This window comes from Amycolatopsis sp. cmx-4-61 (assembly GCF_046548775.1).
GTDB lineage: Bacteria > Actinomycetota > Actinomycetes > Mycobacteriales > Pseudonocardiaceae > Amycolatopsis.
Genome location: NZ_JAEBEI010000015.1, coordinates 168302 through 188783, shown reverse-complemented (window position 1 = coordinate 188783; position 20482 = coordinate 168302). Strand labels below are relative to the sequence as shown.

The 20482-nt window shown below is 71.4% G+C and carries 17 protein-coding genes; 8 read left to right on the top strand and 9 right to left on the bottom strand.

All coding sequences use genetic code 11. The features are described from left to right. The first annotated feature begins 14 nt into the window (after window positions 1-14). Window positions 15-1145 carry a dimethylsulfone monooxygenase SfnG gene (sfnG, locus tag ACLJOU_RS33680; protein WP_410573271.1) on the top strand — a complete coding sequence of 377 codons (1131 nt, stop codon included), beginning with the start codon at window positions 15-17 and terminating at the stop codon, window positions 1143-1145. Continuing rightward, window positions 1142-2317: an acyl-CoA dehydrogenase family protein gene (locus ACLJOU_RS33675; RefSeq protein ID WP_410573269.1), complete on the top strand. Its 1176-nt coding sequence runs from the start codon at window positions 1142-1144 to the stop codon at window positions 2315-2317. Before sfnG ends, ACLJOU_RS33675 begins: the two co-directional genes overlap by 4 nt. A 2-nt stretch (window positions 2318-2319) precedes the next feature. On the opposite strand, the gene ACLJOU_RS33670 is transcribed toward ACLJOU_RS33675, so the two are convergent. After that, window positions 2320-3279 (bottom strand): zinc-binding dehydrogenase, encoded by a 960-nt coding sequence (locus ACLJOU_RS33670; protein WP_410573267.1) that lies wholly within the window; start codon window positions 3277-3279, stop codon window positions 2320-2322. A gap of 67 nt (window positions 3280-3346) precedes the next feature. Between ACLJOU_RS33670 and ACLJOU_RS33665 the strand changes: the two genes are divergently transcribed. After that, window positions 3347-3925: a TetR/AcrR family transcriptional regulator gene (locus tag ACLJOU_RS33665; RefSeq protein WP_410573265.1), complete on the top strand. Its 579-nt coding sequence runs from the start codon at window positions 3347-3349 to the stop codon at window positions 3923-3925. A gap of 89 nt (window positions 3926-4014) precedes the next feature. Here ACLJOU_RS33665 and ACLJOU_RS33660 read toward each other — a convergent pair whose 3' ends face one another. Then, window positions 4015-4857, bottom strand: a complete 843-nt coding sequence (locus tag ACLJOU_RS33660; protein WP_410573263.1) for a TIGR03620 family F420-dependent LLM class oxidoreductase — start codon at window positions 4855-4857, stop codon at window positions 4015-4017. 95 nt (window positions 4858-4952) lie between these two features. Here ACLJOU_RS33660 and ACLJOU_RS33655 point away from each other — a divergent pair, with 95 nt between their 5' ends. The 3 genes from ACLJOU_RS33655 (at window position 4953) to ACLJOU_RS33645 (ending at window position 7181) form a co-directional block, all read left to right on the top strand. Beyond that, complete coding sequence (locus ACLJOU_RS33655) at window positions 4953-5783, top strand: LysR family transcriptional regulator (RefSeq protein ID WP_410573261.1); 831 nt, start codon at window positions 4953-4955, stop codon at window positions 5781-5783. Between the two features lie 73 nt (window positions 5784-5856). Next, on the top strand, window positions 5857-6594 hold the full coding sequence (locus tag ACLJOU_RS33650) for an alpha/beta fold hydrolase (RefSeq protein WP_410573259.1): 738 nt from the start codon (window positions 5857-5859) through the stop codon (window positions 6592-6594). Further along, window positions 6591-7181, top strand: coding sequence for a TetR/AcrR family transcriptional regulator (locus tag ACLJOU_RS33645; protein WP_410573257.1), 591 nt, complete (start codon window positions 6591-6593; stop codon window positions 7179-7181). The genes ACLJOU_RS33650 and ACLJOU_RS33645 overlap by 4 nt, the downstream gene beginning before the upstream one ends. Here the strand turns inward: ACLJOU_RS33645 and ACLJOU_RS33640 are convergent. After that, window positions 7167-10013: a glycosyl hydrolase family 95 catalytic domain-containing protein gene (locus tag ACLJOU_RS33640; protein WP_410573255.1), complete on the bottom strand. Its 2847-nt coding sequence runs from the start codon at window positions 10011-10013 to the stop codon at window positions 7167-7169. The two genes, ACLJOU_RS33645 and ACLJOU_RS33640, sit on opposite strands and share 15 nt — an antisense overlap. Window positions 10014-10028: 15 nt before the next feature. Continuing rightward, the gene (locus tag ACLJOU_RS33635) at window positions 10029-11444 is read right to left on the bottom strand and encodes an RICIN domain-containing protein (RefSeq protein ID WP_410573253.1); all 1416 of its coding nucleotides are present in this window, start codon (window positions 11442-11444) and stop codon (window positions 10029-10031) included. Window positions 11445-11741: 297 nt separating this feature from the next. On the opposite strand from ACLJOU_RS33635, the gene ACLJOU_RS33630 reads away from it, so the two are divergent. After that, complete coding sequence (locus ACLJOU_RS33630) at window positions 11742-14084, top strand: beta-L-arabinofuranosidase domain-containing protein (RefSeq protein ID WP_410573251.1); 2343 nt, start codon at window positions 11742-11744, stop codon at window positions 14082-14084. Window positions 14085-14378: 294 nt separating this feature from the next. Here the strand turns inward: ACLJOU_RS33630 and ACLJOU_RS33625 are convergent, their stop codons facing one another. The 4 genes from ACLJOU_RS33625 to ACLJOU_RS33610 form a co-directional block, all read right to left on the bottom strand. Beyond that, window positions 14379-15155, bottom strand: a complete 777-nt coding sequence (locus ACLJOU_RS33625; RefSeq protein WP_410573249.1) for an SDR family NAD(P)-dependent oxidoreductase — start codon at window positions 15153-15155, stop codon at window positions 14379-14381. Then, window positions 15152-16606 carry an aldehyde dehydrogenase family protein gene (locus ACLJOU_RS33620; protein WP_410573247.1) on the bottom strand — a complete coding sequence of 485 codons (1455 nt, stop codon included), beginning with the start codon at window positions 16604-16606 and terminating at the stop codon, window positions 15152-15154. The genes ACLJOU_RS33625 and ACLJOU_RS33620 overlap by 4 nt, the downstream gene beginning before the upstream one ends. Before the next feature lie 123 nt (window positions 16607-16729). Next, window positions 16730-17380: a DUF4230 domain-containing protein gene (locus ACLJOU_RS33615; RefSeq protein WP_410573245.1), complete on the bottom strand. Its 651-nt coding sequence runs from the start codon at window positions 17378-17380 to the stop codon at window positions 16730-16732. A gap of 87 nt (window positions 17381-17467) precedes the next feature. Next, the gene (locus ACLJOU_RS33610; protein ID WP_410573243.1) at window positions 17468-18058 is read right to left on the bottom strand and encodes a TetR/AcrR family transcriptional regulator; all 591 of its coding nucleotides are present in this window, start codon (window positions 18056-18058) and stop codon (window positions 17468-17470) included. A gap of 128 nt (window positions 18059-18186) precedes the next feature. Here ACLJOU_RS33610 and ACLJOU_RS33605 point away from each other — a divergent pair, with 128 nt between their 5' ends. Beyond that, entirely contained in the window at window positions 18187-18744 is a 558-nt protein-coding gene (locus tag ACLJOU_RS33605) for a hypothetical protein (protein ID WP_410573241.1), read from the top strand. Here ACLJOU_RS33605 and ACLJOU_RS33600 read toward each other — a convergent pair. Then, window positions 18732-20096, bottom strand: a complete 1365-nt coding sequence (locus tag ACLJOU_RS33600; protein WP_410573339.1) for a glycoside hydrolase family 6 protein — start codon at window positions 20094-20096, stop codon at window positions 18732-18734. The two genes, ACLJOU_RS33605 and ACLJOU_RS33600, sit on opposite strands and share 13 nt — an antisense overlap. Window positions 20097-20482 lie beyond the last annotated feature (386 nt).

Here is a 20482-nt window from a genome sequence, read left to right as displayed (position 1 = left end):
CCCATTCTCCGGTCATGACCCAGCTCCACGAACCACTGAAATTCGCCTATTGGGTGCCGAACGTCAGCGGCGGGCTCGTCACCAGCGACATCGAACAGCGCACCGATTGGGGGTACGAATACAACCGGGATCTCGCGGTCATCGCCGAGAACAACGGCTTCGAATACGCCCTCACCCAGGTGCGCTACACCGCCAGTTACGGCGCCGCCTACCAACACGAATCGACCGGGTTCAGCCTCGCGCTGCTGCTGGCGACGCAGCGGCTGAAGGTGATCGCGGCCGTGCACCCCGGGTTGTGGCAGCCCGGGGTGCTGGCCAAGTTCCTCGCGAGCGCGGACGTCCTGTCCGGCGGCCGGGTCGCGGTGAACGTCGTCAGCGGCTGGTTCAAGGACGAGTTCACCGGGCTCGGCGAACCGTGGCTGGAGCACGACGAACGCTACCGCCGGTCCGAAGAGTTCATCCGGGTGCTCAAGGAACTGTGGACGAACGACCACGCCGAGTTCTCCGGCGACTTCTACCGGATCCACGACTTCGACATCAAGCCCAAGCCCCTTTCGGGTGACGGCCGTCCGCATCCCGAGATTTTCCAGGGCGGGAACTCCACGGCCGCCCGCAAGCTGGCCGGCCGCGTTTCCGACTGGTACTTCAGCAACGGCAAGGATTACGACGGCTTCAGCGAGCAGGTCGCGGAAGTCCGCGGGTACGCCGCCGAGAACGGCCACGCCGTCCGATTCGGCCTGAACGGATTCGTGATCGCCCGCGAAACCGAAGCCGAAGCGCGGGACGTGCTGCGCGAGATCGTCGCCAAGGCCAACGTGGAAGCGGTGGAGGGCTTCCGGTCGGCGGTGCAGCAGGCGGGCAACTCGACGGCGGACAAGAAGGGGATGTGGGCGGATTCGGAGTTCGCCGACCTCGTCCAGTACAACGACGGGTTCCGCACCCGGCTCATCGGCACCCCGGAACAGATCGCCGAGCGCGCCATCGAATACAAGCGCCGCGGCGCGAGCCTGCTGCTGCTCGGCTTCCTGCACTTCCAGGAGGACGTCGAGTACTTCGGCAAGCACGTGCTGCCGATCATCCGGGAACTCGAGAAGGACATCGACCGCAGCGCCGCAACGCCCGAACCCGTGGGGAGCCGAGCATGACCGACTGGATCGAACGCGCCCGTGAGGTGGCCGCCAAGCTCGCCGTCGACGCCGTCGAGCGCGACCGCCGGGGCGAGACCCCGTACCAGGAAGTCCGGCTGCTGAAGGACACCGGACTGGTGACCCTCCTCGGCCCGGCCGAGCACGGCGGCGGCGGGCAGACGTGGGAAACCGCGTACCGGGTGATCCGCGAGGTCGCCAAGGCCGACGGTTCGATCGGGCAGCTGCTGGGCTACCACTACCTGTGGGCCTGGGCGGCGCGCCTGGTGGCCACGGACGAGCAGGTGGCCGCGGTCGAAGAGCTGTACACGACGGGCAACCTGTTCTTCGGCGGCGCGGTGAACCCGCGCGACTCCGACCTGACGATCACCGAGGACGGCGACGAGATCGTCTACAACGGGCACAAGTCGTTCTCCACCGGGGGCAAGGTCTCCGACCTGACGGTGCTGGAAGGTGTCCTGGCGGGGACCGAGGACCACATCTTCGCCATCGTCCCGTCGCAGCAGGAGGGCATCACCTTCCACGACGACTGGGACAACATCGGCCAGCGGCTCACCGAGTCCGGCAGCGTGACGATCACCGACGTCCGGGTGCCGTGGGCGTCGGCGGCCGGGTACGTCGACCGGAAGTTCCGGCCGCTCGTGTACAACACCCTCAACGTCCCGGCGATCCAGCTCGTCTTCACCAACTTCTACCTCGGCATCGCGCAGGGCGCACTGGAGACCGCGCTCGCCTACACGCGGGACCACACCCGCGCCTGGCCCTACGGCGGCGACGACAAGCAGGCCGCGGCCGAGGAGTGGTACATCCTCGACGGCTACGGTGACCTGCAGGCCAAGCTGTGGGCGGTGGAGGCACTGGCCGACAAGGCGGGCGCGGCGATCTCCCGTGTGCTGCACGCCCCGCGCGAAGAGCTGACGCCGGAAGCGCGCGGCGAGGTGGCGGTGCTGATCGCCGCGGCCAAGCAGCGCGCGGTGGACACCGGCCTGGAGATCGGGACGAAGATCTTCGAGCTGACCGGGGCCCGGGCGAGCGCGTCGAAGTACGGCTTGGACCGGTTCTGGCGCAACCTGCGGACGCACTCGCTGCACGACCCGCTGCCGTACAAGCGCCGCGAGGTGGGTGCCTACGCCCTGCTCGGCGAGTACCCGACGCCGACCTGGTACACCTGAGTTCAGGCCGGGACGAGCGCGAGCCGGCCGAAGACTCCGCCGGCGTCGAGCTGCCGGTGGGCGAGGGAGGCGTGCGCCAGCGGCAGCACGTCGTGGACAACGGTGTCCACCTCGCCCCGTCCCGCGGCGGCCAGCAGCTCGGCGGCGGCCGTGCGCCGGTCCTCTGTGGACACAGTGTCGGCGCTGAACGTGGCGAACGTCAGCGACTTCCGGAAGGCGGCGAACATCTCCGCGGCCAGCCGGGCCGGGGGCGGGCCCGCGACCGCGCCCACCGCGACCAGCCGCCCGTTGGGGTTGAGCCGGGAGAGGAACGCGGGCAGCTGCTCCCCGGCGACGATGTCGATGACCACGTCGTAGCCTGTGGATCCTTCGCCGGAGCGGTCCAGGACTTCGGTGGCGCCGAGGGCGCGCAGGCGGGCACCGCGCTCGGCCGACGACGTCGTGACCGCGACCGCGCGGGCGCCGCCGCGCGCCGCGAGCTGGACCGCCATCACGCCGATGCCGCCCGCGGCGCCCCGCACCAGCACCGATTCACCGGGCGCGAAGCGGGCGTGCCGGAGGCCGAAGCGGGCCACCACGCCGGAGCCGGCGACCGTCACCGCGTCGACCGGCGACACCTCCGGCGGTAGCGGCACGAGCGTCGTGGCCGGTGCGAGCGCCTGCTCGGCGTACCCGCCGCCGAGACCGGTGAGGGCCCAGACGCGGGCCCCGGCCCACGACGCGTCGACGCCGTCGCCGAGCGCGGTGACCACGCCGGCGACCTCGCCGCCGGGGACGTGGCCCGCTTCGAAGCCGAAGGCGGCGAGGTCGCCGCGGCGGATGAGGGCGTCGACGCCGCCGACGCCGATCGCCTCGGTGGTGATCACCACCTCCCCGGCGGCCGGACGCGGATCGGGGCGGTCGACGACGGCCAGGCCGCCGGGATCGCCGAACGTGCGGATTTCCACTGCTTTCACGGTCATCTCCCTGGAGTTCGGTGCGGCCGCGACGGTAACGGACGCCCCCGTCCGGTTCGGCTAAAGTGAGACGGTGACCGATCGTTTGCCTCGGATCCGGCGTTCGGACGCCCGGGACAACCGCGAGCGCCTCCTCGAAGCGGCCCGGGCCGTGTTCGCCGCCGAAGGCCTTGCCGCGCCGATGCGGGAGGTCGCCCGCCAGGCGGGCGTCGGCCCGGCGACGCTCTACCGCCACTTCCCGGCGAAGGAGCAGCTGTTCGCCGAGGCGTTCGAGGAGCAGCTGCGCGCCTGCTACGCGGTCGTCGAGGACGGCCTCGCGGACCCGGACCCCTGGCACGGGCTGTGCACGGTGCTCGAGCGGCTGGGGGAGCTGTACGCCCGCGACCGCGGGATCACGGCGGCACTGGTGTCGGCGTTCCCCCGCGCGATCGACTTCACGGCCGAGCGCGAACGGGCGCTGAAGTCGCTCGCCGAGCTGGTGCGCCAGGCCAAGAAGGCCGGCCGGGTGCGCCCGGAGACGACCGTGGACGACGTGGTCCTGATCCTGATGGCGGCCGGCGGCATCCAGGCCGCCTCCCCGGCGGCCCGGGTGGCGGCGGCCCGGCGGTTCACGACGATCGCGCTCAACGGGCTTCGAGCCGTCCCGGGATGAGGACGGCTCCGGCGGCCGTGGTGGTGGTGCTCAGCGGGAGCCGGGCCGTCGCGGGGTGAGGACGGTTTCGGCGGCCGTGGTGGTGGTGCTCAGCGGGAGCCGAGCCGTCGCGGGGTGAGCACCGCGTCCGCCACCGTGAGCAGAGTCGCGACCGGGTCGTCCCCGAGCGGGTAGACCCCCACCTGGTCGGCGCCCGCGTCCAGGTGCGCCGTGAGGCCGGCCGCCACGGCCTCCGGCGTGCCGTGCGCCACCAGGGCGTCGATCAGGCGATCGCTGCCCGCCTCGGCGAGGTCCTCGGCCGTGAAACCCAGCCGGCGGAGGTTGCTCGCGTAGTTCGTCACGCCCAGCGCCGTCCCGGGCGGGGCCGAGCGGGCGATCGCCCGCGCCCGGCCGGCGTCCGGTTCCACCAGGGCGAAGTGACCCGGCAGCACCAGCTTGCCCGGGCCGAGGGCCGCCCGGGCGCGCCGGGTGTGCTCGGTGGTGATCATGCACGGGACCGTCCCGGCCGTGCGCGCCGCGGCCAGGCGCAGCATCCGCGGCCCGAGCGCGGCCAGCACGATCCGGGGTGCGGGCACGCCGTCGCGGGTCAAGGTGTCCACATAGGACACCAGCGTGTCGTACGGCGAAGCGTATTCGGTGTGCACTTCGCGGTGTCCGATGCCGACGCCGAGCAGGAAGCGGCCGGGGTGGCTCGCCTCGATCCGGTGGTAGGAGGCCGCCACCGTGGCCGCGTCGGCGGTCCACGCGTTCACCACGCTCGTCCCCACCACCAGCCGGGTGGTCGCGTCGAGCAGCGCTTCGGCGAGCTTCAGGTCGGCCGGGGGAGAGGCGTCGAGCCACAGCGTGCCGTAGCCGGCGTGCTCGAGGGCGACGGCGGCGTCCGGGGTCACTTGGTGTTCGCGCAGGTGGGCGCCGAGCAGTCCGAGATCCATGCCGCGAGTGCACCAGTCCCGCGGTCCGGGAACCAGGACCGATTCCGCCGGGCAGCGATACCTTCGCGGCATCGTCGCAGGAAAGGAGCGGGCCGGTGGAACTGCGGGCGCTGCGGTACTTCGTCACGGTCGCCGACGAGCTGCACTTCGGCCGCGCCGCCGAGCGGCTGCACATCGCCCAGCCGGCGGTCAGCAGGCAGATCGCCGCGCTGGAACGCGAATTGGGCGTCCGGCTGTTCGACCGGTCCCCGCGCCGGGTGCGGCTCACCGAAGCCGGGCGGCGCGTGCTCGGCACGGCCCGGGAGGCGCTCGCGGCCGTCGACCGGGTCCGGACCGCGGCGCACGCGGGCGTGCTGCGGATCGGGACGGGCACCGGGCAGTTCGCCGCGCGGCTGGAACGCGGGATCGACGCGCTGCGCGAGCGGGCGCCGGGTTTCGACGTCGTGCTCCTCGACCTGCCGCCGGCCGCGCGCCTGAACGCCGTGCGGCAGGGGGACGCCGATCTCGCGCTGGTCAGGGGCGTGCAGGCGGCGCCGGGGCTGCGGGTGCTGCCGGCCTGGACGGAGCCGGTCTTCGCGGTCGTGTCGGCGCGGCACCCCGCCGCGGACCGCCCGGTCGTCGGGGTCGCCGACCTCGCGGGTGGCGAACTGCGGATCCCGTCGGGTGACGCCGTCACCCTGCGGGCGGCCGGGATCGAGGGCCGCGCGGGCCGCCCGGCGGGCACGGCCCGCGACACCGTCGTCGAGGTCGGCTCGGACCCGCGCGGCTGGACGGTGCTGCCCGCCGATCAGGTCGCCGAGATCCGGTCGGCCCGGGTGCGGGCGATCCCCCTGGAACCGCCGGCGACGGTCACCGGCAGCGTCGTCGTGCCGGTGGAACTGCCGGGCGAGTGCGCCACCGCCCACATCGCGGCCTTCGGGGACTGACCCGGGCGACTCAAGTGGGACAGTGTCCCGTATGGTAATCGGGACAACGTCCCACTTGAGGAGTCGAGTTCCCATGGCGATCACTTACGTGCTGGTCCACGGCGCGTGGCACACCGGGCAGTGCTGGGCGAAGGTCGTGTCCCGGCTGGCGGCGAGCGGGCGGCGGGTGTTCACCCCGACGCTCACCGGCTACGGCGAAACCCGGCACCTGCTGAGCCCGGACGTGGGCCTCCGCACGCACACCGCCGACGTCGTCCGGTTGCTGGTGGAAGCGGACCTGCACGACGTCGTCCTGGTCGGGCACAGCTACGCGGGCCTGGTGATCTCCGCGGTGGCCAACGAGGTGCCGGAGCGGATCGCGCGGCTGGTGTACCTCGACGCGATGGTGCCCGCGGACGGCGAGAACGCCCTCGACGTCATGCCGATCAGCCGGAGCATGCTCGGCACCGGCTGGCGGATCCCGCCGCTGCCCGAACTGCCCGCGCCCTTCGGCCTGTTCGGGGTCACCGATCCCGGCGACGTCGCCTGGCTGCGGACCATGCTGTCCGACCAGTCGCAGCGGTGCCTCGAAGAGCCGGTCGCCCAGGACAACCCGGCGCTGCGTGCGATCCCGCGGACCCACATCCACTGCACGGTCAAGCCGGCCGGCTTCGACCGGCGCCCGGTACCCGCCGTGCAGCCGAACGGCGAGCCGGCGGACGTGCGCGAGCTGGCCACCGGGCACGACTGCATGATCACCGCGCCCGCCGAGCTGGCCGGGTTGCTGCTGGACGTCGGGGAACCGGTAAGGGCCGGTAGCATGCGGTCGTGAGCGGATCCCGGACGGCGGCAGGAAAACCGCCGCAGCGCGCGGACGCGCGGCGCAACGCCGGGAACGTCCTGGAAGCCGCGGCCGCGGTGTTCGTGACGTCCGGCGTCGAGGCGCCGATCCGGGAGATCGCCGCCCGGGCCGGGGTGGGGACGGCGACCATCTACCGCCACTACCCGACCCGGGCCGACCTGATCCTCGCGGTGTACCGGCTGCAGGTCGAGGCCCTGGCCGAAGCCGGCCCCGCGTTGCTGGCGGCGGAACCGGGACCGCACCAGGCGCTGGTGAAGTGGATCGACCGGTTCGTCGACTTCGTCATCACCAAGCAGGGCCTGGCGTCGGTGCTGCAGTCCGACGAACCCTGCTACGACCCGCTGCACGCCTACTTCCTCGAACGCCTCGGCCCGGTCTGCACCCGGTTGCTGGACGCGGCGGCCGCGGCCGGGGAGATCGTGCCGGGCCAGGACGCGTACGAGCTCATGCGCGGCGTCGGCAGCCTCTGCGCGGGTGCGGGAACGGCGGCGCCCTACGACGCGCGGCACCTGGTGAACCTGCTGGTCAACGGCCTGCGCCGGTCAGACCCGCGATAGCAGGAACCGCTGGTTGGCCCCGCTGCCGGCGGCGTACTGGGAAATCCGGGCGCCGTCGGCGGTCGAAGCAGCCCAGACGTCCATCGCGAGACCGCTGGCCCGGTTGACCAGGCTCACCACGCCACCACCCTCGTCGGTGACCTTCCACTGCTGGGTCGTCGCGCCGGTGTCGGGTTGCTGGGTGATGTCCGCGCCCGAGGCCGAGCTCGCGACCTGCAGGACCAGCCCGCTGTGCCGGGCCCGGACGCGGTGGTAGCCGCCGTCGGAGGCGAGGAAGTCGAACTGCTGGTTGAGCCCGCTGCCGGACTGCCACTGGATCAGCGCCGCCCCGGCGGCGGTCGAGGCGCCGCTGATGTCGGCCGACTTGCCGCTGTGCTGGGCGACGAGCCGGTAGTTCACCCCGGGTTCCACCACCGGCGGCGGCCCGCCCAGTGACGTCGCGCGGTAGGTGTGGCCGGCCTGGCCCGTGAACCGGACCAGGTCCGCCTCGACGGTCACCGGCTGCACCTTGGCGCCGCTCGTGGTGTCCAGGACCTCGTAGGCCGTGGTGAACAGCCGGCTGCGGACCTGGACGTCGCCGTCGCGGTCGGGTGTGACGGTCAGCTGCGTCGCCGCGCCGCCGCTCCAGGCCGCGCCGACGGTGTGGCCGCCGCGGCCGCGCAGCCCGGTGACGCTGCCCGCCGGCCACGCGGGCGGCAGGGCGGGCAGGACGTGCAGCTCGCCGTTGTGGCTGTGCAGCAGCATCTCCGCGATGCCGGACGTCGCACCGAAGTTGCCGTCGATCTGGAACGGCGGGTGCAGGTCGAACATGTTGGGCGCCAGCCGGTCGGTTCGCACGAGCAGCCGCAGCAGGTCGTGCGCTTTGCTGCCCTCCTCCATCCGCGCCCAGTAGTTGATCTTCCAGGCCAGTGACCAGCCGGTGCCGTCGTCCCCCCGCAGCTCGAGCGTCCTGCGGGCCGCGGTGAACAGCGGCGGCGTGCCGCGCTTGGTGATCTGGTTGCTGGGGTAGAGGCCGTACAGGTGCGAAATGTGCCGGTGGGTCTGCTCGGTCTCGACCCAGTCGTAGAGCCATTCCTGGATGTTGCCGCGCGAGCCGACCTTCATCGGCGCCAGCCGCTGCCGGGCCGCCTTCACCTGGTCGGCGAAGGCGGCGTCCACGCCGAGCACCTGGCACGCGCCCACACAGCCGTCGAACAGGTCGCGCAGGATCTGCATGTCCATCGTCGGCCCGGCGCACACGGACGCGTTCGCGTGGTGGTTCAGCTCGGGGGAGTTCGACGGGTTGGTGACCAGGTAACCCAGCGAGGGTTCGGTCACCAGCGTGTCGAGGAAGAACTGGGCGGCGCCCTTCATGAGCGGGTACCGGGTGCGCAGGAACCCGACGTCGCCGGTGAACCGGTAGTGGTCCCAGATCATGGTGGCCAGCCACGCCCCGCCGGTCTGCCACATCCCGGCCTGCGCGAAGTCCACAATGGAGGATCCGCGCCACCCGTCGGTGTTGTGGTGGGTGACCCAGCCCCGGGCGCCGTACTCGACCTGCGCGGTGCGGGCCCCGGTCACCGAGAGGTCGGCGATCATGGCGAACACCGGCTCGTAGCACTCGGGGAGGTTGGTGACGTCGGCCGGCCAGTAGTTCATCGGCAGGTTGGCGTTGAGCGTGTACTTCGACTCCCACGACGGGTTCAGGCTGTCGTTCCAGATGCCCTGCAGGTTGGCCGGCTGGGTGCCCGGCCGGGACGAGGAGATCAGCAGGTAGCGGCCGAACTGGAAGAGCAGCGCGGCGAACTGCGGGTCGCTGACGCTGTTGTGCTGGGCGATCCGGACGTCGGTCGGCTGGTCGGCTGCCGCGGTGCGGCCGAGGTCGAGCGTGGTCCGCCCGAACAGCGCCTGGTAGTCGGCCACGTGCCGGCTGCGCAGCGAGTCGTGGGAAAGCGCCTGGGCGGCGGCCAGCCGCGCTCGCGCGATGCCCTGGTAGTCCCCGTTCACCGTGCGGTAGTCGACGTAGCTGGTGCCGACCGTGACCAGCAGCGTCACGGCGTCGGCGCCGGACACCCGCAGCGTGCCGCCCGAGCTGCTGGTGGTCCCGCCCTCGGCGGTGACGCCGGCGAGGGCGAGGAACCGGACCGAGCCGGCGATGCCGCGGCTGTCCGAAGAAACGCCGTCCAGCGCGATCGTGGTGCCGTTCGGGCTGGACGCCGTCGCCCGCTGCGGCGTGTCGAACGACGCGGAGAACGAGACCGAACCGGGTGTCTCGGCCGTCAGCCGCACGACGATCACCTGGTCGACCGCGCTGGCGAACACCTCGCGCCGGTACCGGACGTTGTTCACGACGTAGGTGACGACCGTCGTGGCGGTCGTCAGGTCGAGCCACCGCTGGTACGAGGAAGCGCTGCCGCCGGGGAGTGCGAGGCTGAGCGTGCCGACCGGCTGGTACGGCTGCTGCGCGGCCGGGGTGCCGAGCATCTTCTGGTCGATCAGCGACTGTGCCTGCGTCCACTGGTTGGCGAACACCAGCTGCCGGATCTGGGAAAGGGCCCCCGCGCCCTGGGTGTTGCTGTAGTCGTGGGGGCCACCCGCCCAGATCGTGTCCTCGTTGAGCTGCAGGCGTTCGGTGTCGGTGTTGCCGAACACCATGGCGCCCAGCCTGCCGTTCCCGATCGGCAGCGCGCGCAACCACTCGGTACCGGCCGGCTTGTCGTACCACAGCGCCAGGTCGTTCACCGCCCGCACGTCCGCGGGTGCGGCCGAGCCGGTCCGTGCGGTCGCCGTCCACGCGAGGGGCACCAGCGCGGCACCCAGCCGGATCGCCTGCCGTCGGGTCAGGTCGGGCATCGTCGTTCTCCGTCCTCAGGCGCGCTGGAGCTGGAAGCGCTGGTTGGCGTTGCCCGACGGGGCGTACTGGGAGATCCGGGCACCGTCGGCGGTCGAGGCACCCCAGACGTCCATCGCGAGGCCACTGGCCCGGTTGACCAGGCTGACCGCGCCGCCGCCGGAGTCGGTGACCTTCCACTGCTGCGTGGCCGCGTCGGTGTCGGGTTGCTGGGTGATGTCCGCGCCGGAGGCCGAGCTCGCGACCTGCAGGACGAGGCCGCTGTGGCGGGCGCGGACCCGGTAGTAGCCGTCGGCGGAGGCGAGGAAGTCGAACTGCTGGTTGGCCGCGGTGTGCGAGGTCCACTGGATCAGCGCGGCGCCCGCGGAGGTGGACGCGCCGCTGATGTCGGCGGACTTGCCGCTGTGCGCGGCGACCAGTGCGTAGTTCACGCCGACCTGCACCGGCGAGGTGGGCGGGTTCGGGTCGCTGCCGCCGCCGAACTGGCTGAAGAACTTCCAGATCTCGGTCTTCGTCCAGCTCCGCGCGCCACTCTCGCAGCCGGTGCAGCCGTCCACCGGGCCCTGCTGGTGGCCGCCGTCGAACGGGGCCCAGACCACCGGGTAGCCGGTCCGGCAGCCCGAGTAGACGGTCAGGTAGTGCGTCTTGCTGCCCGCGGCGGGTTCCGGGGCGTTCTGCGGGGTGCAGCCGTTGTTGCGGACGAAGGTGTCCCGCAACCCGCGGCCGGCACCGATGTTGTCCGAGACGCCGTGGATCCCCAGGTACGCGATGGGCTGGGTGCCACCGCTGCACCCGCTGATGGCGCCGGGGGCGGCGATCGCGGCGACCGCGCGGAAGACGTCGGCCCGGGCGCACGCGAGCGCGTAGCTCATCGCGCCGCCGTAGCTGAAGCCGACCGAGAACAGCTGCGTCGTGTCGACGCAGAGGTCGTTCTCGATCAGCCGGACCATGTCGTCGGTGAAGGTGACGTCCTCGCCGCCGGAATTGCCCCAGCCGTTGTTCAGGCCCTGCGGCGCCACGAAGATCGTGGAGTTGCCCGACTGCGACTGCATGCCGTAGTAGGCCCAGGCGTAGCCGTCGGTGCCGCCGGAGGAGACCTGCTCGGCGGTGCCGCCCAGCCAGTGGTAGCCGAACGCCAGCCGGTGCGGCGTGCTGCTGTCGTAGGTGGGCGGCAGTTGCAGGATGAAGCTGCGGCTCTTGCCGTTGCTCTGGATCGTGTGCCTGCCGGTGGTGAGCGTGGGGTTCTTCCCGCAGCCGGAACTCGGCGCGGCCGCTTGGGCCGCCGGGGTTGTGGTGGCTGAGGTGACTGCGGTGGCTGAGGTGGCTGCGGTGGCTGAGGTGGCTGCGGTGGCGCCCTGCGGAGCGCCGCACACCGCCAGCACGAGCAATGCGGCTGTTGCGACGAGCCGGAACGGCGATCTGGGCGTGCGCATGCGAACCCCTTCGGCCGACAGGGAAATCCTCGGTCCCCCGGCGCGAGACGGCTGCTCAAGGGCAAGGGGGTTGTAGCACGGATTTCGAATGGACGTCCAGCCGGAAATGAAAGTTTCAGTTCCGCTGTCGGCGCGGTAAATGATTTCGTGAAAGTTCTGCGAAAACGTTTTCAGGCTGATCTGGTGCGCGCCGGGCGGGCCGGGGGAGGCCCCGGTGTGCCAGGATGGTGACAAGGCGGTTTGTTAGCGCTAACATGTTGCCGCCGTCCTTCCGTTCACCGACGATCGGAGCACCTGGTGACCTCATCCTTCAGCCGGCGGCGGTTGCTGCAAGCCGCCGGAGCCACCGCCCTCGCCTCCGCCGCCGGATCCGCCGTCGGCTGGGCCCCGGCCGCTTCGGCGGCGACCGCGGCCGCCGCCGCCGTCGGGCCGGTGCGTCCGGACGCCGGGGTGTCCGCGTTCCCGTTCGACCTCGGCCAGGTAGGGCTGACCGCGAGCCGGTGGCTGGACAACCAGAACCGGACGCAGAACTACCTGCGGTTCGTCGACGTCAACCGGCTGCTCTACAACTTCCGCGCCAACCACCGGCTCTCCACGGCCGGCGCGGCCACCAACGGCGGCTGGGACGCGCCGAACTTCCCGTTCCGCAGCCACGTGCAGGGGCACTTCCTCTCGGCGTGGGCCCAGCTGTGGGCCGTCGCCGACGACACCACGTGCCGCGACAAGGCCACGACGATGGTGGCCGAGCTGGCCAAGTGCCAGGCCAACAACAGCGCCGCCGGGTTCGCCGCGGGATACCTGTCGGGCTTCCCCGAGTCCGACTTCGACAACCTCGAGGCCGGGCGGCTGTCGAACGGCAACGTCCCGTACTACTGCGTCCACAAGACGATGGCCGGCCTGCTCGACGTGTGGCGGTACATCGGCAGCACGCAGGCCCGTGACGTGCTGCTCAACCTGGCCGGCTGGGTCGACCGCCGGACCGCGCGGCTGAGCTCGAGCCAGATGCAGTCGGTGCTGAACACCGAGTTCGGCGGCATGAACGCGGTGCTCACCGACCTCTACCAGTACACCGGCGACGCGCGGTGGCTGACCGCCGCGCAGCGGTTCGACCACGCCGCGGTGTTCGACCCGCTGGCCGCCAACCGCGACCAGCTCAACGGCCTGCACGCCAACACGCAGATCCCCAAGTGGATCGGCGCCGCGCGCGAGTACAAGGCCACCGGCACCACCCGCTACCGCGACATCGCCACGAACGCCTGGAACATCACCGTCGGCGCGCACACCTACGCCATCGGCGGCAACAGCCAGGCCGAGCACTTCCGCGCGCCCAACGCCATCGCCGGCTACCTCAACCAGGACACGTGCGAGAGCTGCAACACCTACAACATGCTCAAGCTGACCCGGGAACTGGTCGCGCTGTACCCCGACCGCGCCGACCTGGCCGACTACTACGAGCGGGCCCTGCTGAACCAGATGATCGGCCAGCAGAACCCGGCCGACAGCCATGGCCACATCACGTACTTCAGCTCGCTCAACCCGGGCGGCCGCCGCGGCCTCGGCCCCGCCTGGGGCGGCGGCACGTGGAGCACCGACTACAACTCGTTCTGGTGCTGCCAGGGCAGCGGCCTGGAGACCCAGACGAAGCTGGCGGACTCGATCTACTTCTACGCCGACACCACGCTGATCGTGAACCAGTTCCTGCCCTCGGTGCTCAACTGGACCCAGCGCGGTATCACGGTCACCCAGACCACGTCGTTCCCGGCGAGCGACACGACCACGCTGACCGTGACCGGCAGCGTGAGCGGGACCTGGGCGATGCGGATCCGCATCCCGGGCTGGACGACCGGGGCGACGATCAGCGTCAACGGCGTCGCGCAGAACGTGACCGCCACCCCCGGCAGCTACGCGACCCTGTCCCGCTCCTGGGCTTCCGGCGACACCGTCACCGTCCGGCTGCCGATGAAGGTGGGGCTGAAGGCCGCCAACGACAACGCGAACGTCGCGGCGGTCACCTACGGTCCGGTGGTGCTGGCGGGCAACTACGGCAACAGCACGCTCAGCGCGCTGCCGTCGCTGAACGCGAGCTCGGTCACCCGGACCAGCAGCAGCGCGCTGACCTTCAGCGCCACGGCGAACGGCGCCGCGGTGAACCTGGTGCCGTTCTACGACGCCCAGGGCTTCAACTACACCGTCTACTGGAACACCGGCGGCTCCGGCGGGACGACCTACCGGCTGGTCAACGCGGGCAGCGGGCTGGTGCTGGGCGTCGAGAACATGTCCACCGCCGACGGCGGCCGCGCTCTGCAGTGGTCGGACAGCGGTACCGCCGACCACAACTGGGAGCTGGTCACCGACGGCAGCGCCGTCCGGTTCCGCAACGCCAACAGCGGCAAGGTGCTCGGCGTCCAGGACATGTCGACGGCCGACGGCGCCCGCGTCCTCCAGTGGTCGGACAACGGCACCGCCGACCACCGGTGGACGCTCGTCGACCAGGGCGACGGCACGTCGAAGATCCGCAACGTCAACAGCGGCAAGCTGCTGACGATCGAGAACGGCTCGACCGCGGCCGGGGCGTACGCCCTGCAGGGCCCGGACAACGGCGCCGCGGCCAACCGGTGGCGGCTCGTGCGCAACGGCTGACGTCCCGTCCGGCTTTGCTCGGGACTTCGAAGAGGACGTAACCGGTGAAGAACAGGCCTGCGCCGAGGCCGAAGGCTTCCGGTGGTTTGCGTGGTCCTGGTTCGGCTTCCGGTTTTGCTTACCCGCACTGGGTTCTGCTACCCCGAATTGCCATTGTGACTACGGCCGGCGACACCGGGTCAAGGCGGGAAAGCGTGCCTTGACCCGGTGTCGCCGGCCGTGTTCTGGCTTCGGATCGGGTTGCGGGGAGGTGTGGGGTTCTCTTGTTGTCCCGTTCGTTGTCATCCCGCGGTTTTATGTTGGCGGTGTGTAGCGGCCGTCGATGGCCGTCCAGCCTCCGTCTACCATCAAGGTCGAGCCCGTTACGTACGTTGCTGCGTCCGATGCCAGGTACACCACTGCTCCGGCCAGCTCTGCCGGCTGGGCCCATCTGGCCAGGGCGCCCTTCGTCGCGTACGCGTTGTACCAGTCCGGGTTCTGCTTGATCTGTTCGGTCAGCGGGGTTTCCACCACTCCGGGGGCGATCGCGTTCACCCTTACGCCTGCCTCGCCGAACTCCGCCGCCGCCGTCTTTACCAGCTGGATCGCTCCCGCCTTCGTTGCCGCGTACACCGCTTGGCCCGGCTCGACCACGAAACCGCGGACCGACGAGAACACGATGATGCTTCCCTGTCCTCTTCGGACCATTCGGCGGCCGAATGCCTGCAGCACCGTGAACGTCGCTTTCAGGTTGAGGGCGACCACCCGGTCGAACTCCGCCGGGGTGTAGTCGAGAATCCTCTTGCGGACGTTCGTCGCCGCCGTCAGGACCAGTACGTCGAGGTCGCCCAGTGCTTCGGCCGCCTGCTCGACCGCTTCCGCGTCCGTGATGTCCAGGACCCGTCCGTCTCCGCCGGTCTCGGCCGCCGTCGACTCGGCCGTGGCCGGGTCCTTGTCCAGGCACGTCACCTCGGCGCCGTGGGCCGCCAGGGCCAGTGCTGCTTCGCGGCCGATGCCGCCCGCGCCGATCAGGGCCGCTCGCTTGCCTTCCAGGCGGAACAATCCTGCGTAGCCGGTCATGGTTTCGCTCATTCCGGCCGGATGACGGCCATGCGGGTGACGGTCAGTTCTTCGATCGCGAACCGCGGGCCCTCGCGGCCGATGCCCGAGTCCTTCACCCCGCCGTACGGCATGATGTCCGACCGGAAGCCCGGGGCCTCGTTCACGATCACGCCGCCGACCTCCAGCTCCTCGACCGCCGCGAACGCGGCCGCCAGCGAGCGGGTGTACACGCTGGCGTGCAGGCCGTAGCGGGAGCGGTTGACCAGCTCGAACGCCGCGGGCAGGTCCGGGACCGACCGGATGGCCACGACCGGGGCGAAGATCTCCTCGCACCACGCCTCCGCTTCCTCGGGGACGTCGAGCAGGAGCGTCGGCTCGATCGTGCGCCCGGCCAGGTGGCCGCCCGCCAGCAGCTTCGCGCCCGCCTGCTCGGCGCGCTCGATCCTGGCCAGTGCGCGGCGGGTGCTGGCTTCGTCGATCAGGGGCGCCACCCGGGTCGCCGGGTCGCGGGGGTCTCCGGTGGTGAGCTCGCCGATGCGGGCGGTCAGCTTGCCGACGAACTCCTCGCGCACCGGCTCGCAGACGATCACGCGCTGAACCGCGATGCACGCCTGGCCGTTGAAGTAGAACCCGCCGCGGAGGACCGCGTCGGCCGCCTGGTCCAGGTCGGCGTCGGCCGCCACGACCAGGGCCGCGTTCGAGCCCAGTTCCAGGAGCACCTTGCGGGGTGCCGCGTCCTTCGCGATCCGGTGGCCGACCGCCGCCGAGCCGGTGAACGAAACCGCCGCCACGCGCGGGTCGGTGACGAGCGTGCGCCCGACCTCGGCGTCGCCCGTGACGACCTGGACGATCTCCGGCGGTGCCCCGTGCCGCTCGGCCGCCTCCCGCACGAGCTCCGCCAGCCACAGCGCCGACAACGGCGTCGCCGGGGCCGGCTTGCAGATCACCGGGCAGCCGGCGGCGATCGACGGCGCGATCTTGTGGCTGGCCAGCAGCAGAGGCGCGTTGAACCCCGCGATGCCGACCACCAGGCCGATCGGTTTGCGCGTCCAGTAGCCGACCAGCCCGGCGCCGGACTCCTGGACGTCCAGCGGCACGGTCTCGCCGTGGATGTGCGCGACCTCCTCCGCCGTCGCCGACCACGTGAACAGCGTCCGCGACAGCTCCAACGCGCAGTCGGCGCGGGTCTTCCCGGTTTCGGCGACCAGCAGCTCGGTGAACTCCGCCGACCGCGCGCGGACGGCGGCCTCGACGTCGAGCAGGATCGAGCGGCGGGCGGCCGAGGTCAGCGCGCCGGCCCGCTTGACCACCGCCGCGCCCGCGTCGAGGGCGGCGACCGCGTGCTCGACCGAGCCGACCGGGGCGTCCGCCACCACCGACCCGTCGTAGGGGAACACCACCGGGGCCGAGCCGGTGCCGGTGACCCACCCCGGCCCGATCGGCAGCCCGGATCGCAACGCCGGGACGGTGAAGCCCGTCATCAGCAACCTCCTTGGACGCCGTTGGTCAGGTAGTACCAGAAGGCTCGCGACCGTCGAGACGATCAGCTGGTCGGACCAGCGGGTCTTGCCGGCGTTCGCCCGGGCCCGCCGCGCGACCGCCGGTCAGCCCGGGTTGGCGTCGGAGTACTTGACGGTGATGTTCTTGAAGCCGAGCGACTGCAGCAGCCCGGTCAGCATCGTCCGGGTGTTCCGCTCGGCGTCGGCCACCAGCGAGCTCTTCGCGGCGGCGGCTTGGATCTGCTTCTGCGCGAGCTCGTACAACGCCTGCTGCGAGTTGGGGTTGCCGCTGAGGAACTCGCCGATGCGCGTGAAGAGGCCCTGCTGCTGGGCGTACACATGGGACTCGTGCACGTCGAGGGTCGCCGGCTCCAGCTGGGCGTGGCCCAGGGTGATCGTGGCGGACTGGCGGTCGTCGGAGACCTGGACCGCGTCGCCCTTCAGGCGGGAGAAGTCCACGTAGGCGTTGTCCGTGCCGACGCCGATGAAGAGCGTGTTGCTGCCCGCGAGGAAGCTGGGCAGGATGGAGCTGGTGGTGATGTCGACGACCACCTGGAACGAACCGCTCGCCGCCTCGTAGCGCGAGAGCTCGACGATCGACTGCAGCAGCACCGGACCGGAGTGCTCTTCGGTCCGTTCGGCGAACGGGTTGCGCCATTGGGGTAACAGGTGAACCGCCGAAGCGACGAGTACCGCGGCGATCAGCACCACCACAGCCACAGCGAACGCGACGAGCCGTTTGCCCCAAGCACCCATGACCGGACGAATACCCAAACGGCCACCCGGCCAATCGAGCGGTACGGTGGGTCCGGCTTCGACGAGGGAGCGGGCGTGCCGGGCCGCCTAGCTCCGGGTTCGCCGCTTGCCGACGGCGGTGTCCCGGTACTTCAGGATTCCTTCCACCCCGCGGAGGAACGTGGCGCAGATCGGCGCCGGGTCGGTGAGGCAGCCCGCCGCCATGGCGCCGTCGCGGAGCATGACGAAGTGGCGGGCCGCCGGTTCGGGAGCGGGCTCGCCCGCTGCGGCGAGGAGTTCCGTGACGGTGTCCAGGAACCACTGCCGGTGCGCGAGAACGGCTCGGTGGACCGGGTGGGCCGGATCGGGGTACTCCGCGGCGGCGTTGAGGAACGCGCAGCCCCGGAACTCCGGCGAGCGGATGCCGTCGGCGATCGTCTCGGCCACCGCGAGGACGGCGTCCTCGGGTGGACCGCCGGCCGTCTCCGCGCGGGCCGCGTCCACCTGGGCGCGGATGGCGTTGTCCGCTTCGGTCAGGTAGGCGACGAGCAGGTCGTCCTTGCTGGGGAAGTGCCGGTAGAGCGTGGCCCGGGTGACGCCCGCGCCGGCGATGACCCGGTCGATCCCGACCGAGTGCAGGCCTTCCGCGTAGAACAGCCCGCTCGCGGTGGCCAGCAGTCGTGCGCGTGCTTCGGACACTCGAGGTCCACCTCCCGTGGTTCGTGCCTTCAAGCCTAGCAGATAGAACGGTCGGTCTTGACGGCGGCGGAGCGGCCCTGTCATAGTCGGCGGAACGAGACAGATCGTTCTATCTATCGGGAGAGTGCATGACCACGAACACCACTCCGGCCGCCGGTGTCGCGCAGACCCTGCGGCGGCTCTACTTCGCCCGGTTCGGGTTCGCCCTGGTCTGGGCGGGATTCCTGGTCGCCACGGCGGCGAGCCTCGGCCCGGTGAGCATCGCGTTGCTGGTGCTGTACCCGCTGTTCGACGTGGTCGCCGCCGTGCTCGACGCGCGTTCGGCGAAGGCGGGCAAGCCGATCGCGGCGCTCTACGTGAACGTCGCGATCAGCCTGCTCGCCGCGGCCGGCCTGGCGGTGGCCGCCTCGTCCGGGATCCCCGGCGTCCTGCGCGTGTGGGGCACCTGGGCGATCGTGGCCGGCGTTGCCCAGCTCGTCGTCGGAGCCGCCCGGCGCGGCATGGGCGGCCAGTGGCCGATGATCCTCAGCGGCGCGATCTCCGTGCTGGCCGGTACTTCCTTCATCATCCAGGCCACAATGGACGGTGCGTCGCTTCGGTCACTCGCCGGTTACGCCACGCTGGGCGGGATCTTCTTCCTCGTCTCCGCGCTGCGGCTGGGCCGCCGCCGCGCTCAGGAGCAGTAGGTCCCGTTGAGCGCCGGCTGCAGGAACGGCGGCGTGCCGCCGTTGTAGGTCGCGTTGTAGCCGAGCGTGGTGGTCGCGCCCGTGCCCAGGTTGCCGTTCCACGACGCGCTGTCCACCTTGACGACGTCGCCGGTGTCGCTCCAGGTCCCGTTCCAGCCCTGGGTGACGGTCACGCCGGGCGCGGAGAACGTCAGCGTCCAGCTGCTGAGGGCGGCACCGCGGTTCTGGATGACGATCTCGCCGGTGTAGCCGGTCGGCCAGCTGCTGACCACCCGGTGGGTGACCGTGCAGCCGCCGGTCGGCTGCGGGGTCGTGGTGGTCGGGGAAGTGGGCGTGGTCGTGGTGGTCGGCGTGGTGGGGGTCGTCGGGGTGGTGGGCGTGGTCGGCGTGGTGGGCGTGGTGGTCTGGACCGGACCGGCCGCGACGGCGAGGTCGTAGGCCCGCTGCGGCACGAACTGGCCGGCCGTGGCGATGCAGCCGTCCGCCTCGCCCGGCGGCTTGATCCAGAGGAACGCGTCGATCTGGCTGTCGCCGGTCTGGTTGGTGCTCGGGATGCCGATCGCCCGCCCGGCGGGGTCGCACCACTCGCTGCCCTGCGGCCCGTTTCCGTTGCGGCTGGTGTCGACCACGGCCTTCAGCCGCGAGTCGCCGAGCTGGTTGAGGATCGCCTTGTCGTAGGCGACCTCGTCCGCGGTCGAGCGGTAGTTGGACACGTTGGTGGAGATGCCGTCGGCGCTGTTGGAGATGTCGGCGGCGCGCAGCCGCGAGGCGGCCTCGCTCGCCGAAAGCCAGGCGGAGTGCCCGATGTCGAAGTACACCTTGGCCTGCGAGGAACCGGCTTTGAGCTTCTTGCCCGCGTACGCGATCGACGCCGTCGTCTGGCGCTGCTGGTCGCTGCTCTGGCAGTTCGTCATCTGCGGGAGCACGTCGGGCTCGAGGATGATGGCCGCGGGACGTCCCGCGAGGCCGGCCGCCACCTGGTCGATCCAGGCGCGGTAGGCGTCTTGGGACGGCGCGCCGCCGCTGCTCGCGCCGCCGCAGTCGCGGTTCGGGATGTCGTAGACGACCAGGATCGGGATCTTGCCGGCGGCGGCCGCCGCGCCCGTGTAGGCGTCCACTTCGCCGCGGACCGTGGACGTGTTCGTGGTGGTGAACCACCTCGCCTGCGGGACCGACGCGATGCGGTCCCGGATGACCGCCGCGCGCGAGTCGCCGGGGTTCGCGGCGACCCACTTGGCCGCGTTGGTGCCCGGGTCGACGTAGTACGCCGAGTCGGCGGCCTGCGCGCCGGCCCACGTGGTCGCGGCGACGACGCCGGTCGCGGCCACCGCGGCGAGTCCACCGGCTGCCACTGTCCTGCTTCGCATGCACCTTCTCCTTTGAACGGTGGTGGCGCCGGATACGGCGTTTCTGGGAGCGCTCCCAGCAATCGAAGACTGTAGCCGGGGACGGCGGCTCGGGAAAGGGGCGGCGGCCGGGTTTTCGCCCCGAGCCGAGAAAATTACATTTGCCGCCGACGCCGGTGGGCAACCGGGGAAGGCCGCTGAACTGCGGCGATTGTCGTTCCGTGCGGCGAGGAACGGGGAGTTTCGTAAACTGCACCGCACCCCGGAGCCGACAGTTGTTCGGCGACGGCCCGGCTGTTAGCGTTAACGCCCGGTGTGTTCGCCATCGACGAAGATGGGTTCTCGCAGGCCGTTTCCCTCTTCGCTGAGCGACCGATCGTTTCGCCGGCCAT

Bases quoted from the DNA above. Each gene is read 5' to 3' on its own strand.
- sfnG (WP_410573271.1), top strand. From the start codon at position 15: ATGACCCAGCTCCACGAACCACTGAAATTCGCCTATTGGGTGCCGAAC.
- ACLJOU_RS33660 (WP_410573263.1), bottom strand. From the start codon at position 4,857: ATGGATCTCGGACTGCTCGGCGCCCACCTGCGCGAACACCAAGTGACC.
- ACLJOU_RS33650 (WP_410573259.1), top strand. From the start codon at position 5,857: ATGGCGATCACTTACGTGCTGGTCCACGGCGCGTGGCACACCGGGCAG.
- ACLJOU_RS33615 (WP_410573245.1), bottom strand. From the start codon at position 17,380: ATGGGTGCTTGGGGCAAACGGCTCGTCGCGTTCGCTGTGGCTGTGGTG.
- ACLJOU_RS33670 (WP_410573267.1), bottom strand. From the start codon at position 3,279: ATGACCGTGAAAGCAGTGGAAATCCGCACGTTCGGCGATCCCGGCGGC.
- ACLJOU_RS33635 (WP_410573253.1), bottom strand. From the start codon at position 11,444: ATGCGCACGCCCAGATCGCCGTTCCGGCTCGTCGCAACAGCCGCATTG.
- ACLJOU_RS33640 (WP_410573255.1), bottom strand. From the start codon at position 10,013: ATGCCCGACCTGACCCGACGGCAGGCGATCCGGCTGGGTGCCGCGCTG.
- ACLJOU_RS33625 (WP_410573249.1), bottom strand. From the start codon at position 15,155: ATGAGCGAAACCATGACCGGCTACGCAGGATTGTTCCGCCTGGAAGGC.
- ACLJOU_RS33620 (WP_410573247.1), bottom strand. From the start codon at position 16,606: ATGACGGGCTTCACCGTCCCGGCGTTGCGATCCGGGCTGCCGATCGGG.
- ACLJOU_RS33675 (WP_410573269.1), top strand. From the start codon at position 1,142: ATGACCGACTGGATCGAACGCGCCCGTGAGGTGGCCGCCAAGCTCGCC.
- ACLJOU_RS33605 (WP_410573241.1), top strand. From the start codon at position 18,187: ATGACCACGAACACCACTCCGGCCGCCGGTGTCGCGCAGACCCTGCGG.